The sequence below is a fragment of the Rathayibacter sp. AY1D5 genome, assembly GCF_002932515.1.
Taxonomy (GTDB): domain Bacteria; phylum Actinomycetota; class Actinomycetes; order Actinomycetales; family Microbacteriaceae; genus Rathayibacter.
The window spans coordinates 69,871-84,242 of record NZ_PSVU01000003.1 but is presented as its reverse complement, the minus strand read 5'-3'; the positions used below and the strand labels follow the sequence as shown (position 1 = coordinate 84,242).

Below are 14,372 nucleotides of genomic sequence, written 5' to 3'. Positions count from 1 at the left end.
GATCGTGGTCCCGGCGGGGCTCACCACGTCGTCGGGTACTCGACGGGCGGCACCGTGGACGGCTCCACCCGGTTGGTCTTGAGCACCTGGGTCATGACCTGCTGGAAGACGGGAGCCGTCGCCTGGGACGTGTTCATCTTAACCGGATCGGCGATGGTGACCGTCACGACGTACTCCGGGTCCTCCGCCGGCGCGAGCCCGGCGAGCGAGACGGTGTAGCTCTTCGAGTAGCCGCCCTTCCCGTCGGGCTGCTGCGCGGTACCGGTCTTGGTGGCGATGTTGTAGCCGTCGACATGGATGTCGTTCGCCAGCCAGCCCTCGTTGTAGTGGGTCTGCAGCATGTCGACGACCTGCTTCGCGGCCGAGCTCGACACCACCTGGGTGCCCGTCGCATCGGGGACGTCCACGACGGAGCCGTCGGCCGTGGTGCAGCCGTCGATCAGCTGCGACGGGAGCCGCACTCCGCCGTTGCCGAGCGTCTGGTAGATGCTCGCGACCTGCACCGCGGTCGCCGAGACGCCCTGGCCGAACATCGTCGTGTAGTTCGTCTGGTTGTCCCAGTCCTGGTAGTCGGCGAGCAGGCCGCCCTCCTCGCCGGGGAAGCCGCTCGTGGTGGGCGTGCCGAGACCGAACTTCTGCAGGTAGTCGTATCGGGACTGGGCCGACAGGCGGGAGCCGAGCATCGAGATGCCGACGTTCGACGAGTCCTTGAGGATGCCGGTCAGCGTGTAGTTCGTCGGGGTGTGCGCGAAGTCGTCGCTGAACGAGGCGCCGTCCTTCTCGAAGGAGTCCGGGACGACGACCTGGGTCGTCGGGCCCGCCTGGCCCTGGTCGATCAGCATCGCGGCGGTCATCGGCTTGAAGGTCGAGCCCGGCTCGAACGGCGCGCGGAAGGCGCGCGAGCTGCGGTCTGCGGAGGCGCTCGCCTCGACGTTGTTGGGGTCGACGGTCGGCGTCTCGGCCACGGCGAGCAGCTTGCCGGTCTTGACCTCCTGCACCACGACGATCCCGTAGCTGCCGCCGACCTCGGCGACGCGCTGCGAGAGGACCTGCTGGGAGTAGTACTGGAGGTCGGAGTCGATGGTGAGCTTCAGCGTCCCGCCGTCGACGGCCGGGGTCTCCGAGACGGTGCTGCCCGGGATCCGGACGTAGTCGGCGCTGCGCTCGTAGCTCTCGGACCCGTTCTGCCCCGCGAGGCAAGTGTTCTCCGCGTACTCCATGCCCTCCTGGGCCGCTCCGTCCGCCCCGACGTAGCCGACGAGGTTGCCGGCCACCGCGCCGTTGGGGTAGCTGCGTCCCTGCTGGGTCTCGAAGTAGGTCCACGGGATGTCGAGCGCGACGAGCTTCTGGTAGGCCTCGAGGTCGAGCCCCTCCGAGAGGATCAGGTAGTTGGCCTTCGCGTCCTTCGCGAGCGCGGCGTCCACCGCTCCGGTGATCTGCTCGACCGACTGCCCGGTGATCGCGCCGATCTCGGAGGCGGCCTGCTGCACGCTGACCATGACCTTCTGGTCCTCGCCCAGCTCGCGCGGGAACTCGGCCACGTTCTTCGGCGAGGTCGTCAGCCGGTAGCGCGTGGTGGTGTCCGCGAGCACCGTCCCGGAGCGGTCCACGATGGGGCCGCGCTGGCCGTAGGTGACGACGCTGTTCGACTGGTTCTGGGCGGCCGCATCGGTGAGCTCGTTCGCCCGCACGATCTGGATGTCCACCAGCTTGCCGATGAAGAGTCCGACGACGGCGACGATGATGACGAACGTGACGGCCGTGCGGCGTCTGCTCGAGCGGTGGTGTCTCACTGCGGCGGTGTCCTTCTTGCTCCGGGCGGGCGGGCCGCCGTTCGTCGGGTCCGGATGGTCGTCGTGCGCCCCGCGGGGCGGGTGCCCGCACGGAGGCGGACCGCGACGCCGTGCGTCAGTGCGTGATGGGCGCGGGCAGCTCGCCCTGCAACGGTACGGCCGCGCCGTCGACAGCCGGGGAGGACGCGCTCGCGCCGGGCTGGAGAGCCGGGACGAGGGCGTTGGGTACGAGCGGCGCGGAGGCGGTGCCCGCGACTTCGCTCGACGCGGCGGAGGAGGGGTCGCCCAGCACGGCGCCGTCCGAGAGGCGGAGGTAGACCGGCGCGGTATTGGCGACCATTCCCAGGCCCTGCGCGGCGGTGGCGAGGTTCTGCGGCGAGCTCAGCGTGTCGACGGCGTCCTGCTTCTCCGCGTTGCTGCGGGTGAGCGACTTCTGCTCGGTCTGCAGCGCCGAGATCTGGTAGGCCCCCTGCGAGAGGCCGACGCTCACCAGGAGCTGGACGACGATGATCGCGAAGAGGCCGGCGACGGCGACGATCCCGTAGACGAGCTTCGGGCGCGACTGCGCCTGACCGGCCGGGACGGCCTCGATGCGGGGGCGGGGCGCCTCCTCCTCGGGGCGTGCTCGGCGGGCGGTGTCGATGACGGCGGGGTCGATGACGGCGGGGTCGATGACGGCGGTGGCGCTCATGCGGTGCTCCTGATCCTCTCGGCCGCGCGCAGACGCACGGGTGTCGCTCGGGGGTTGCGGGCCTTCTCGTCGTCGGAGGCGAGCTCGGCTCCGCGGATGACGAGTCGGAACTCGGGTCGGTGCTCCGGCAGCTCCATCGGGAGGCCGGCCGGGGCGGTGGAGGAGGACGCGGCCTGGAGCGCGCGCTTGACGATCCGGTCCTCGAGCGACTGGTACGCCTCGACGACGATCCGCCCGCCCTCGTTGATCCGGCCCAGCGCGGCGGGGATCGCCCGCTCGAGGACGGACAGCTCCTGGTTGACCTCGATCCGCAGCGCCTGGAAGACGCGCTTGGCGGGGTGGCCGTTCCGCTGGATCGCGACCGGGGTCGCCGCCTGGATGATCTCGACGAGACGGCCGGAGCGCTCCAGCGGAGCGTCGCGGCGGGCCTCCACGATCTTCTTGGCGTAGCGCGCGGCGAGGCGCTCCTCGCCGTACTCGTGGAAGATGCGGCGCAGGGCGGTCTCGTCGTAGTCGGCGAGGATGCTCGCCGCCGTGAGCGGGGCGGTCGAGTCCATCCGCATGTCGAGTGGCGCGTCCTTGGAGTAGGAGAACCCGCGCTCGGTCTCGTCGAGCTGGAGCGAGGAGACGCCGAGGTCGAAGAGCGCACCGTCGATCGTGTCGATGCCCAGCTCGTCGAGCACGTCGGGCAGCTCGTCGTAGACGGCGTGCACGAGGTCGATCCTGGAGGCGTGGGCGGAGAGCCGCTCCCCCGCGAGCTGCAGCGCCTCGGGGTCGCGGTCCAGGCCCACGAGGTGCAGGCCGGGGAAGCGCTCGAGCAGCGCGAGCGAGTGCCCGCCCATGCCGAGCGTCGCGTCGACGACGACCGCCCCGTCGCGCTCCAGCGCCGGAGCCAGGAGCTCGACGCAGCGCTCGAGCAGCACCGGGAGGTGCCGCTCCTCGGTCGGGCGCGGAGCGCCCTTCGGAGTGTTCTCTGCCATGGCGGTCCCGCCGTTCCCGTTCCTGTCGTCCGATCCCCATCCACCTCGCGTCCGGACACCGGGGAAGGTGCGTCCGGGCGCCGAGTGGCTGGGAGTCGCGCGACAGGACCTAGAACAGGCCGGGGATCACCTCCTCCTGGGTGTCGGAGAACACGGACTCCTGCTCCTCCAGGTAGGTCTCCCAGGCGCCCTGCGCCCAGATCTCGGCGCGGTTGCCCGCTCCGATGACGGTGAGGTCGCGGTCGAGGCCCGCGTACGCACGCAGCGGAGCCGGGAGAGTCACGCGGTTCTGCTTGTCCGGCGTCTCGGCGCTCGCGCCCGAGAGGAACACCCGGAGGAAGTCCCGTGCCTGCTTGCTGGTCACCGGCGCCTGCCGGATCTTCTCGTGCATCACCTCGAACTCGGCCTGGCTGAACACGTACAGGCACCGCTCCTGGCCGCGCGTGACGACGACTCCGGAGGAGAGCTCGTCGCGGAACTTGGCGGGGAGGATCACGCGGCCCTTCTCGTCGAGTTTGGGGGAATAGGTGCCGAGGAACACGGACTGCCCCCCACTTCTTCCGGCCAAGGATGGTGTGTCCTCCACAGTACTCCACTTCCCCCCACTCACAACCCCGGCGCGGCGCGGGGCGCGCCGGAGAGGCCCCGGTCATCCGCGTGTTTCCGCGGAATCGCGACAGTGGGGCGAAGTGGAGGGGGAAGGTCGCTGGAGGGAGGCCGCGGGCACGAAAAAAGGGCCGATCCGTGAGGATCGACCCTGTGGTGGAGCGGAGGGGGGCTAGCCGCGCCCGTCTCCGCGGTTGTCCCATCTGTCGTTCAGTCGGTCCATGAAGCCGGACCCCTGGCGGTTGCCCGAGCGGGGCTTCGACGGACGGCCGACGTCGGGCAGGCCGGGCTCGGCGGCGCCGCCGGCGGCCGGGCGCATGGCCACGATCACGCCGCCGAGCATGAAGGCGAACCCGAGGATGCCGACGAGGGGCTGGCGCACGACCACGCCCGCGACGAGCACGGCGAGACCGAGGATGCCGAGCAGGATGCCGAGCACGAGGGCCCGGTAGTTGGTGCCGCCGCGCCCCTTGCCGACCGCCGCCACGAAATCGGCGTCGTTCTGGTAGAGGTTCCGCTCCATCTCATCGAGGAGCCGTTGCTCGTGTTCCGAAAGCGGCATCGTGACCCCTTCAGGGTGGGGCGTCGACCCTTTCGGGGATCGGCACCGGAATAGGCGGCGTCTGGGCTCGACCGGTCGGGCGGCGCTTCAGTGTAGACCGAGCCCGACGCAGGCACCAGGCACCTTCGGTGCATAGGCTGGTCGGGTGAACCACAGCTCTCGACTGGTCGATCGCGTCCAGCTCCGAATCGATGAATTCCTCACCGGGCGCACGCCAATTCTGCGCTCCATAGGAGAGGACGTCTCCGCCCTCGGCGACCTTTCGCGGGACTTTCTCAGCGGGGGCAAGCGGTTCCGCGCGCGCTTCTGCGAGGCGGGCTGGAACGCGGTGTCGAGCACCTCGAGCGAGGCCCATCCGAGCGGCTCCGATCCGATCGCGAGGGTGGGCGCCGGGCTGGAGCTGTTCCACGCCGCCGCCCTCGTCCACGACGACGTGATCGACAACTCCGACACCCGCCGCGGCGCTCCCGCGGCCCACCGGCGCTTCTCCTCCTTCCACGCCGACGGCGGCTGGACCGGCGACCGCGACGAGTTCGGCCGCTCCTCCGCGATCCTCCTCGGCGACCTCCTCCTGGTCTGGTCGGACGAGATCTTCGCCGCGGCGGAGTGGTCGCTCGGGGATCGAGTCGCAGCCGAGCGCGCGCGCGCGGAGTTCAACCTGATGCGCACCGAGGTCACGCTGGGCCAGTACCTCGACATCCTCGAGGAGAGCGCATGGGTGCAGCACCCCGAGCACGAGCACCTGCAGCGGGCGGAGCGGGTGGTGGTGTACAAGAGCGCGAAGTACAGCATCGAGGCGCCGCTGGTGATCGGCGGCTCCCTCGCCGGCGGCGACGACGCGCAGCTGGACGCCCTGCGCCGCTTCGGGCTCCCGGTCGGGATCGCCTTCCAGCTGCGCGACGACGTCCTCGGAGTCTTCGGCGACCCGGCGGTGACGGGCAAGCCGGCCGGCGACGATCTGCGGGAGGGCAAGCGCACCGTGCTGCTCGGCCTCGCCCGAAGCGCGTGCTCGCCGGACGAGCGGGCCGAGCTCGACGCGGTCGTGGGCCGGAGCGACGCCGACGCGGCGTCCATCGCGCGGGCGCAGGAGATCATCGCGGGCAGCGGCGCCCTCGAGCGGCTCGAGGAGCGCATCGACCAGGAGGTGGCCGCGGCGATCGCGGTCCTCCCCGACGCGCCGCTCCGCACGGAGGGCGTGAGGGAGCTGCGCGAGCTGGCCGCCCAGGTCACGGTCCGCACCTCCTAGGAGCGGACCGGCGGGATCAGGCCAGGGCCTGGGCGACCCGCCGGACCTCGGCCTTGCGCCCGGCGCGGAGGGCGACGATCGGGCTCGTGCCCAGGCTCTCCTCGACCGTCAGCATCCAGTCGACCGCCTCGTCGTCGGTGAAGCCGGAGTCGGCGAGCAGGATCGCGGTGCCGCGGATCTCGCTCATCGGCTCCCCGTCGCGGAGGAAGAGGGCGGGGACCTTCAGCACGCCGTCGCGGCGGGTGCCGAGCAGGTGGCGCTCCTCGAGGAGGCGGCGGACCCGGCCGGCGCCGAGCCCGGTCAGCTCCACGAGGTCGGGGACGGTCAGCCACTCGAGCTCGGAATCGGTCGAGGTGGCGGGGGAAGCGGACGAGTCGGTCACGCGTCAAGACTGCCACGAGCCCGGAGGGCCGCCAACTGCGGGCGTCCGGAGAAGGAGTCGGGCCCGTCCTGCGCCGCCCGGGCGTCGCTCACCGGTTCCCCCGGGGGTCTTGCCTAGACTCGTCGCGTGACCACCAGCCAGCTCGACCCTCTCCTCGGCCGTCTCGTCGACGGCCGGTACGAGGTGCGCTCGAGGATCGCCCGCGGCGGCATGGCGACGGTCTACCTCGCGCACGATCAGCGCCTCGAGCGCCGCGTGGCGATGAAGGTCATGCACGGCCACCTCTCCGACGACGCGACGTTCAAGAACCGCTTCGTCCAGGAGGCGCGCTCCGCCGCCCGTCTCGCCCACCCGAACGTGGTCAGCGTCTTCGACCAGGGCCAGGACTCGGACATGGCCTACCTGGTGATGGAGTACCTCCCCGGGATCACCCTGCGCGACCTGCTGAAGGAGCGCGGCCGGCTGACCGCCCAGCAGGTCGTCGACATCATGCACTCCGTGCTCTCGGGTCTCGCCGCCGCGCACCGCGCCGGGATCCTCCACCGTGACCTCAAGCCCGAGAACGTGCTCCTCGCCGACGACGGCCGGATCAAGATCGGCGACTTCGGCCTCGCGCGCGCCGCCTCCGCCAACACCGCCTCCGGCCAGGCCCTCCTCGGCACGATCGCCTACCTCTCCCCCGAGCTGGTCACGCGGGGCACCGCCGACACCCGCAGCGACATCTACGCCATCGGGATCATGATCTACGAGATGCTCACCGGAGAGCAGCCCTTCACGGGCGAGCAGCCGATGCAGATCGCGTACCAGCACGCGAACGACTCCGTCCCGTACCCCAGCGCGACGGTCGCCTCCGTCCCCACCTCGCTCGACGAGCTCGTCCTCTGGGCGACCGAGCGCGACCCGGACATGCGGCCCCGCGACGCCGGCGTCATGCTCGCGCAGCTGCTCGAGGCCGAGCGACTCATGGGCATCACACCGAGCGACCGCCGCGGCGACACGCAGGCGGTCACCCCGCTCCCGGCGCCCGTCGCCGATCCGGCGCCCGCGACGGCCGTCTTCGATCCGGCGGAGCCCGGGCAGACCTCGGTCTTCGACCCGGCGCCGGCGCCCGGAGCGGTGCTCGTGGTCGACGAGGACGACGACACCGTCGCCCGGCTCGCGAGCAGGCGCCGCGTCCGACGGCGTCGCGGCGTCCTGCTCACGGTGGTCGTGCTCCTCCTGGCGCTCATCGGCGGCGGGACGGCCTGGTGGTTCGGCGAGGGACCCGGCGCGATCGTGTCGATCCCGGACGTCGTCAGCCAGTCGCAGCAGGACGCGACGGCCCAGCTGCAGGCGCAGGGCTTCGAGGTGCAGCCGCAGGAGACGCCCGACCTCACCGTGCCCGCGGGGACGGTGGTGAGCTCCGATCCGCCCGGCGGGCAGGGGGTGCACAAGGGCTCCGTCATCACGCTGACCGTCTCGAGCGGGCCGCGCCAGCTGCCGGTCCCGTCTCTCGCCGGCCTCTCGGAGGCCGACGCTGCCGCCGCGGTGACAGGCGGCTCCTTCACCGTCGGCGACGTCTCGAAGATCTTCGACGCCGACGTCGACGCCGGTGTGGTCGTCTCCGCCTCGCTGCCGGACGGATCGGCGCTGCCCGAGACGATGTCCGAGACCAGCACCATCGCGATGGTGGTGAGCCTCGGACCGATCCCGAACGTCGTCGGCCTCTCGATCGACGACGCGACGGCGAAGGCGGAGGCGGCCGGTCTCGCCCTCGACCGCAGCGGCGAGGACTGGAGCGACACCGTGGCCGCGGGCGTCGTCCTCACGCAGGCGAACCCGGAGGCGCCCGCCGTGACCGGCGACACCGTCTCGGTCGTCGTGTCGAAGGGGCCCGAGCCCGTCGCCGTGCCGAACGTCGTGGGGATGAACCGCGACGAGGCGAAGGCGGCCCTCGAGGCGGCGGACCTGTCGTGGAGCTACTCCCTGACGACGCTCGGCCCGCTGATCGACGCGGCGCCGAACGAGCTGACCAAGGTCACGAACCAGTCCAACAAGGCCGGCGATCTCGTGCAGCGCGGCACGACGATCCAGCTGTCGATCACCATCACGACCTGACGCCGCCGGTCGAGCCCCTCGGCGGGGACTCGACCGGCGGTCGGGGTCGGATCAGATCGCGCGGCCCCGGAGCTCCTCCGCCACGAGGAACGCGAGCTCGAGCGACTGCATGTGGTTGAGGCGCGGGTCGCAGACCGACTCGTACCGGGTGGCGAGCGTCGCCTCGTCGATGTGCTCCGAGCCGCCGAGGCACTCGGTGACGTCGTCGCCTGTGAGCTCGACGTGGATGCCGCCCGGGTGCGTCCCCGCGGCGCGGTGCGCCTCGAAGAAGCCCTTGACCTCGTCGACCACGTCGTCGAAGCGACGGGTCTTGTAGCCGGTCGGCGTCGTCAGCCCGTTGCCGTGCATCGGATCGGTCACCCACAGCGGCAGGGCGTCGCTCCGCTTGACGGCCTCGAGCAGCGGCGGGAGGGCGTCGCGAATCCTCCCGGCACCCATGCGGGTGATGAAGGTGAGGCGACCGGGCTCCCGCTCGGGGTCGAGCTTGTCGATCAGCTCGAGCATCGTCTCGGGCGTGGTCGACGGGCCGAGCTTCACGCCGATCGGGTTGCGCACCCGCGACAGGAAGTCGACGTGAGCGCCGTCGAGCTCGCGGGTGCGCTCGCCGATCCAGATGAAGTGGCTGGAGGTGTTGTACGGCGTGCCGGTCCGCGAGTCGATGCGCGTCATGGGGCGCTCGTAGTCCATCAGCAGGCCCTCGTGGCCGGTGTAGAACTCGGTGCGCTTCATGCCCTCGAAGTCGGCCCCGCACGCCACCATGAACTTGACCGCGCGGTCGATCTCGCGGGCCAGCTGCTCATAGCGCTGGTTCTGCGGGTTCTCGGTGAAGCCCTTGTTCCAGTAGTGGACGAGGCGCAGGTCGGCGAATCCGCCCTGCGTGAAGGCGCGGATGAGGTTCAGCGTCGAGGCGGCGGTGTGGTAGCCCTGCACGATGCGGCGCGGGTCCGCGGCGCGCGACTCCGGGGTGAAGTCGTAGCCGTTGACGATGTCGCCGCGGTAGGCGGGCAGGGTCACGTCGCCGCGGGTCTCGAGGTCGCTCGAGCGCGGCTTCGCGAACTGGCCGGCCATCCGGCCCATCTTGATGACGGGCATGCTCGCGCCGTAGGTCAGGACGACGGCCATCTGCAGCACGGTCTTGACGCGGTTCCGGATCTGCTCGGCGGTCGCTCCGGCGAAGGTCTCGGCGCAGTCGCCGCCCTGCAGGAGGAACGCCTCGCCGCGGGCCGCGGCTCCAAGACGCTCGCGCAGCTGGTCCACCTCGCCGGCGAACACCAGCGGAGGGAGCGCGGCCACCTCGGCGGACGCCGCTCGCACGGCCTCCGAATCGGGCCACTGCGGCTGCTGCTTGATCTCGAGCTCGCGCCAATAGTCCAGGCCGGCGACCACGGAGGGGGCGGCGAGGACGTACGGTTCGTTCGGATCGATGACCACGAGGGTGTTCCCGGTTCTGACGGGCGCCAGCGGCGCGCGGAGGGCCGCCGTCCGGACGGACGGCAGCGGTTGACGAGCTTATCGCCTGGCAGAGCGCTCGGCCGGGAGGGGGCCCCGGCGTCGAGCGCGCGCTCAGCGGGTGAGGGCCGCGCGCTTCTCCTTGACCGAGGTCGCGTAGACGTCGAGGTACTCCTGGCCGCTCAGGGCGAGGAGCTCGTACATGATCTCGTCGGTGATCGAGCGGAGGATGAACCGGTCGCCCTCCATGCCCTCGAAGCGGCTGAAGTCGAGCGGCTCCCCGAAGACGATGCCGATGCGGCCCAGCTTCGGCAGGCGCTTCCCGATGGGCATGATGCGCGCGGTGTCGATCATGGCGACCGGGATGACGGGCACGCGGGCCTCGAGGACCATGCGCGCGACACCGGTGCGGCCGCGGTACATGCGGCCGTCGGGGCTGCGCGTGCCCTCGGGATAGATGCCCAGGGCGTGGCCGCCCGCGAGGACGCGAAGGCCCGTGTTGAGCGAGGCCTCCGACGCCTTGCCACCGGAGCGGTCGATGGGCAGCATCCCCGTGGCGGTGAAGAACGTCCGCGTCGCCCAGCCCTTGAGGCCCTTGCCGGTGAAGTAGTCGCTCTTGGCGAGGAAGACCATGTTCCGCTCGATCACCAGCGGGAGGATCACGGAGTCGATGAAGGAGAGGTGGTTGCTCGCGAGGATCACGCCGCCGTTCTGCGGCACCTTGTCGGCGCCGACCACCCACGGCCGGAAGATCGTCTTCAGGAGCGGGCCCGCGACGATGTGCTTCATGAACCAGTAGAACATCGGGCTCCTCGGCGGTGCGGCGGATCGGGTGCGGCGGGTGCCGCTAGAGGGAGCTCGCGTGCAGGCGCGCCAGGTCGGCGGCCCCCACGACTCCGGCGTCGTTGACGAGCTCCGCGATGCGGAACTCGGGCTCGGGGTGGTAGCCCCGGGCGGGGAGGTTGTCGAGGTAGGCCTGGCGGATGGGGTCCAGCAGGAGGTCGCCCGCCTGCGCCACTCCGCCGCCGATGACGAACATCTGCGGGTCGAGGACGGCGCTCAGGCTGGCCGCCGCCTCGCCCAGCCAGTGGCCGAGCTGGCGCAGCGCCGCGAGGGCGCCGAGGTCTCCGGCGGTGATCAGCTCGGAGATGAGGTGGCCGTTCAGCTCGCCGCCGTTGCGGGCGCGGGCGTCGGCGATGCCCTGGCCGATCCCGCCCGCGTCGGCCAGCTCGCCGGCGAAGCGCTGGAGCGCGCGGCCCGAGCCGTACTGCTCGATGCAGCCGCGGGCGCCGCAGCCGCAGGGCAGGCCTCCGGGGACGACGCGCATGTGCCCGATCTCGGCCGCGGCGCCGAAGCCGCCGCGCAGGAGCCGGTCGTTGATGACGATCGCGCCACCCACTCCGGTGCCGATGGTGAGCATCAGCATGTCGCTGACGAGGCGGCCCGAGCCGTAGCGGAACTCGGCCCAGCCGGCGGCGTTCGCATCGTTCTCGATGATGATCGGCAGGTCGATGCGGGCCGAGAGCTTCTCGCGGAAGGGCTCGTTGCGCCAGTTGATGTTCGGGGCGTAGTAGACGATCGACTGCGAGGCGTCGATGAAGCCGGCGGCCGCGACTCCGACCGCGGAGACGTCTCCCGGGAGCAGGCCGGAGCGCAGATGCTCGACCATCTCGACCACGACGTCGACGATCAGCTCGGGGTGCCCGGCGGGCGTGGGCCGACGGTCCTCGCGGAGGATCCCCCCGAACTCGTCGACCAGGGCTCCGGCGATCTTCGTGCCGCCGATGTCGATCCCGATCGCGTGCACGCGAACCGCCTTCCCGTCGCCACCGGCGCGGCAGCGTCGGCGGGCCGCCCTGAGCGGCGGCCAGGACGAGTGTAGTGACCGCGAGCGCTCCGATGCGGCTCAGCGGCGAGACCCGGCGACGCGTGTCGGCCCTCCTCGCGGAGCCACCCCTGGATCGTTACCCTGAACGGATCCACAGCTTGCGCCGCGCCGGTAGGGTGGAGACGACGTTCATTCAGGTACCGAAGGAGTTGCCGTGGACCAGTTCGATTCCCCCCTGGTGGTTCCGGCCGATCCCCAGGCCAACACGACCGCCCTCCTGCTGGACCGCGTCCGCGAGACGCCCGATCGCCCGCTCTTCGCGCTGCCCGACGGCGACGGCTGGCGCGATGTGACGGCGCAGGAGTTCCTCGACCAGGTCACGGCCCTCGCGAAGGGCTTCGTCGCCGCCGGCCTCGAGCCGGGCGAGAAGGTCGGGCTGATATGCAAGACGCGCTACGAGTGGACGCTGATCGACTTCGCCGTCTGGTTCGCCGGCGGGATCCTCGTCCCGGTGTACGAGACCTCCTCCCCCGCGCAGGTGCAGTGGAACCTCGCCGACTCCGGCGCGCACGCCGTGATCGTCGAGACCCCCGAGCACTTCGCCCGCTTCGACGAGATCCGCGCCGACCTTCCCGAGGTCCGACTCGCCTGGCAGATCGGGCTGGGCGATCTGGACAAGCTCGTCGCGCGCGGCGTCGACGTGCCGGACGCCGAGATCGAGCGCCGCCGCTCGCTGGCGACCGGCACCGACATCGCGACGATCATCTACACCTCCGGCTCCACCGGCCGCCCCAAGGGCTGCATCATCCGGCACTCGAACTTCGTCGAGCTCAGCCGCAACTCGGCGGTCGCCCTGACGGAGCTGATCCACCAGCCCGGCGCGTCGACGCTGCTGTTCATCACCACGGCGCACGTGTTCGCCCGCTTCATCGCGATCCTCTGCGTGCACGGCGGGGTGAAGGTGGGGCACCAGGCCGACACCAGGCAGCTGCTCCCCTCACTCGCGTCCTTCAAGCCGACGTTCCTCCTGGCCGTGCCGCGCGTGTTCGAGAAGGTCTACAACTCCGCCGAGCAGAAGGCCGAGGCCGGGGGGAAGGGGAAGATCTTCCGCCGCGCGGCCGACGTCGCCGTCGCCCACTCGATGGCGCTCGAGGCGGGCTCGGTGCCGCTCGCGCTGAAGCTGCAGTTCCTCCTCTTCGACCGGCTCGTCTACTCGAAGCTGCGCACCGCCATGGGCGGGAACGTCCGCTTCGCCGTGTCCGGCTCGGCGCCGCTGGGAGACCGGCTCGGGCACTTCTTCCACAGCCTCGGCATCAAGATCCTCGAGGGCTACGGCCTCACGGAGACGACGGCGCCCGCCACCGTCAACCGCACCGAGCGGTTCAAGATCGGCTCGGTGGGCCCGGCGATGCCCGGGGTCTCGATCCGGATCGCGGGCGACGGCGAGATCCAGGTGCGCGGCATCGACGTCTTCGGCGGCTACTGGAACAACGAGGCGGCGACGGCCGAGTCTTTCGACGGCGAGTGGTTCCGCACGGGCGACCTCGGGACCCTGGACGAGGACGGGTACCTGCGCGTCACCGGGCGGAAGAAGGAGATCATCGTCACCGCCGGCGGCAAGAACGTCGCTCCGGCGGCGCTGGAGGATCCGATCCGCGCGAACCCGCTGGTCGGCCAGGTCGTCGTCGTCGGCGATCAGCGCCCGTTCATCGCCGCTCTTGTCACGCTCGACTCCGAGATGCTGCCGACGTGGCTCGCGAACAACGGGCAGGACAAGGGCCTCTCACTCGAGGACGCGGCCGTGAACCCGGTCGTTCTGGCCGAGGTGCAGCGGGCCGTCGATGCGGCGAACGAGCGCGTGTCCCGCGCCGAGTCGATCCGGAAGTTCGTGATCCTCCCGACCGAGTTCACGGAGGCGAGCGGTCACCTGACTCCGAAGATGAGCATCAAGCGCAACGTCATCCTCGCCGACTTCGCCGACACCATCGCCGCCGTCTACTCCGCCGCCCCCGCCACCGAGGGCATCTCCCTCCGCTGACCCCGCGCTCTCCCCGCGTCGTGAGCACCCCTTCCCGATCGCTGCCGCCTCCGAGAAAGCGCGCCCAGCGCTATCCCGTCGGCAGAACGCCCGACGCTCTCCTCGACGCGCCCCTGTCGCGGTGCCGACCGCGCCGAGCCGGGCAGGGACCGGCTCCCCCTCAACACAGCCGTATCCGGGAAAGCGCGTACAAGTGCTTTCCCGTCGGCGGAACGCACGACGCTCCACGGAACGCGCCCACCTCGAAAGGCCGACCGCGCGGAGCCGGGCAAGGACCGGCTCCCCAAAACACAGCCGTATCCGGTGAAGCGCGTGCCAGCGCTTCACCGTCGGCGGAACGCACGGCGCTCCACGGAACGCGCCCACCTCGAAAGGCCGACCGCGCGGAGCCGGGCAAGGACCGGCTCCCCACCAACACAGCCGGATCCGGAAAAGCGCGTCCCAGCGCTTTCCCGTCGGCGGAACGCCCGACGCTCCACGGAACGCACCCACCTCGAGCGGCCGACTGCGTGGAGCCGGGCAAGGACCGGCTCCCCCTCAACACAGCCGTATTCGGTGAAGCGCGTGCCAGCGCTTCACCGTCGGCGGAACGCACGACGCTCCACGGAACGCACCCACCTCGAGCGGCCGACTGCGTGGAGCCGGGCAAGGACCGGCTCCCCACCAACACAGCCGTATCCGGTGAAGCGCGTGCCAGCGC

Annotated in this window: 12 protein-coding genes; 3 read left to right on the top strand and 9 right to left on the bottom strand. The window is 71.2% G+C overall.

Annotation, left to right across the window (positions count from 1 at the left end):
* Positions 1–20 precede the first annotated feature (20 nt).
* The 5 genes from C5C82_RS01855 to C5C82_RS01835 form a co-directional block, all read right to left on the bottom strand.
* Positions 21–1,793 (bottom strand): penicillin-binding protein 2, encoded by a 1,773-nt coding sequence (locus C5C82_RS01855; RefSeq protein WP_258062899.1) that lies wholly within the window; start codon positions 1,791–1,793, stop codon positions 21–23.
* 115 nt (positions 1,794–1,908) lie between these two features.
* Positions 1,909–2,484, bottom strand: a complete 576-nt coding sequence (locus C5C82_RS01850; protein ID WP_104295644.1) for a hypothetical protein — start codon at positions 2,482–2,484, stop codon at positions 1,909–1,911.
* Positions 2,481–3,464 carry a 16S rRNA (cytosine(1402)-N(4))-methyltransferase RsmH gene (rsmH, locus tag C5C82_RS01845; protein ID WP_104354519.1) on the bottom strand — a complete coding sequence of 328 codons (984 nt, stop codon included), beginning with the start codon at positions 3,462–3,464 and terminating at the stop codon, positions 2,481–2,483. The genes C5C82_RS01850 and rsmH overlap by 4 nt, the downstream gene beginning before the upstream one ends.
* 109 nt (positions 3,465–3,573) lie before the next feature.
* Positions 3,574–4,005, bottom strand: coding sequence for a division/cell wall cluster transcriptional repressor MraZ (mraZ, locus tag C5C82_RS01840; protein ID WP_104295642.1), 432 nt, complete (start codon positions 4,003–4,005; stop codon positions 3,574–3,576).
* A gap of 237 nt (positions 4,006–4,242) precedes the next feature.
* Positions 4,243–4,632 carry a DUF3040 domain-containing protein gene (locus tag C5C82_RS01835; RefSeq protein ID WP_104295641.1) on the bottom strand — a complete coding sequence of 130 codons (390 nt, stop codon included), beginning with the start codon at positions 4,630–4,632 and terminating at the stop codon, positions 4,243–4,245.
* A 145-nt stretch (positions 4,633–4,777) separates the two neighbouring features.
* Between C5C82_RS01835 and C5C82_RS01830 the strand changes: the two genes are divergently transcribed.
* Positions 4,778–5,878, top strand: coding sequence for a polyprenyl synthetase family protein (locus tag C5C82_RS01830; protein WP_104295640.1), 1,101 nt, complete (start codon positions 4,778–4,780; stop codon positions 5,876–5,878).
* 16 nt (positions 5,879–5,894) lie between these two features.
* On the opposite strand, the gene C5C82_RS01825 is transcribed toward C5C82_RS01830, so the two are convergent.
* The gene (locus C5C82_RS01825; RefSeq protein ID WP_104222583.1) at positions 5,895–6,260 is read right to left on the bottom strand and encodes an Rv2175c family DNA-binding protein; all 366 of its coding nucleotides are present in this window, start codon (positions 6,258–6,260) and stop codon (positions 5,895–5,897) included.
* 126 nt (positions 6,261–6,386) lie between these two features.
* On the opposite strand from C5C82_RS01825, the gene pknB reads away from it, so the two are divergent.
* Entirely contained in the window at positions 6,387–8,357 is a 1,971-nt protein-coding gene (pknB, locus tag C5C82_RS01820; protein ID WP_104250750.1) for a Stk1 family PASTA domain-containing Ser/Thr kinase, read from the top strand.
* A 51-nt stretch (positions 8,358–8,408) separates the two neighbouring features.
* Here pknB and C5C82_RS01815 read toward each other — a convergent pair whose 3' ends face one another.
* From C5C82_RS01815 to C5C82_RS01805, 3 genes are all read right to left on the bottom strand, one after another.
* Positions 8,409–9,743: a class II 3-deoxy-7-phosphoheptulonate synthase gene (locus tag C5C82_RS01815; RefSeq protein WP_104295653.1), complete on the bottom strand. Its 1,335-nt coding sequence runs from the start codon at positions 9,741–9,743 to the stop codon at positions 8,409–8,411.
* A gap of 177 nt (positions 9,744–9,920) precedes the next feature.
* Positions 9,921–10,610 carry a 1-acyl-sn-glycerol-3-phosphate acyltransferase gene (locus C5C82_RS01810; protein WP_104222581.1) on the bottom strand — a complete coding sequence of 230 codons (690 nt, stop codon included), beginning with the start codon at positions 10,608–10,610 and terminating at the stop codon, positions 9,921–9,923.
* Between the two features lie 43 nt (positions 10,611–10,653).
* Complete coding sequence (locus tag C5C82_RS01805) at positions 10,654–11,613, bottom strand: ROK family glucokinase (protein ID WP_104222580.1); 960 nt, start codon at positions 11,611–11,613, stop codon at positions 10,654–10,656.
* A gap of 235 nt (positions 11,614–11,848) precedes the next feature.
* On the opposite strand from C5C82_RS01805, the gene C5C82_RS01800 reads away from it, so the two are divergent.
* Positions 11,849–13,672 (top strand): long-chain fatty acid--CoA ligase, encoded by a 1,824-nt coding sequence (locus C5C82_RS01800; RefSeq protein WP_104247148.1) that lies wholly within the window; start codon positions 11,849–11,851, stop codon positions 13,670–13,672.
* Positions 13,673–14,372: the final 700 nt, after the last annotated feature.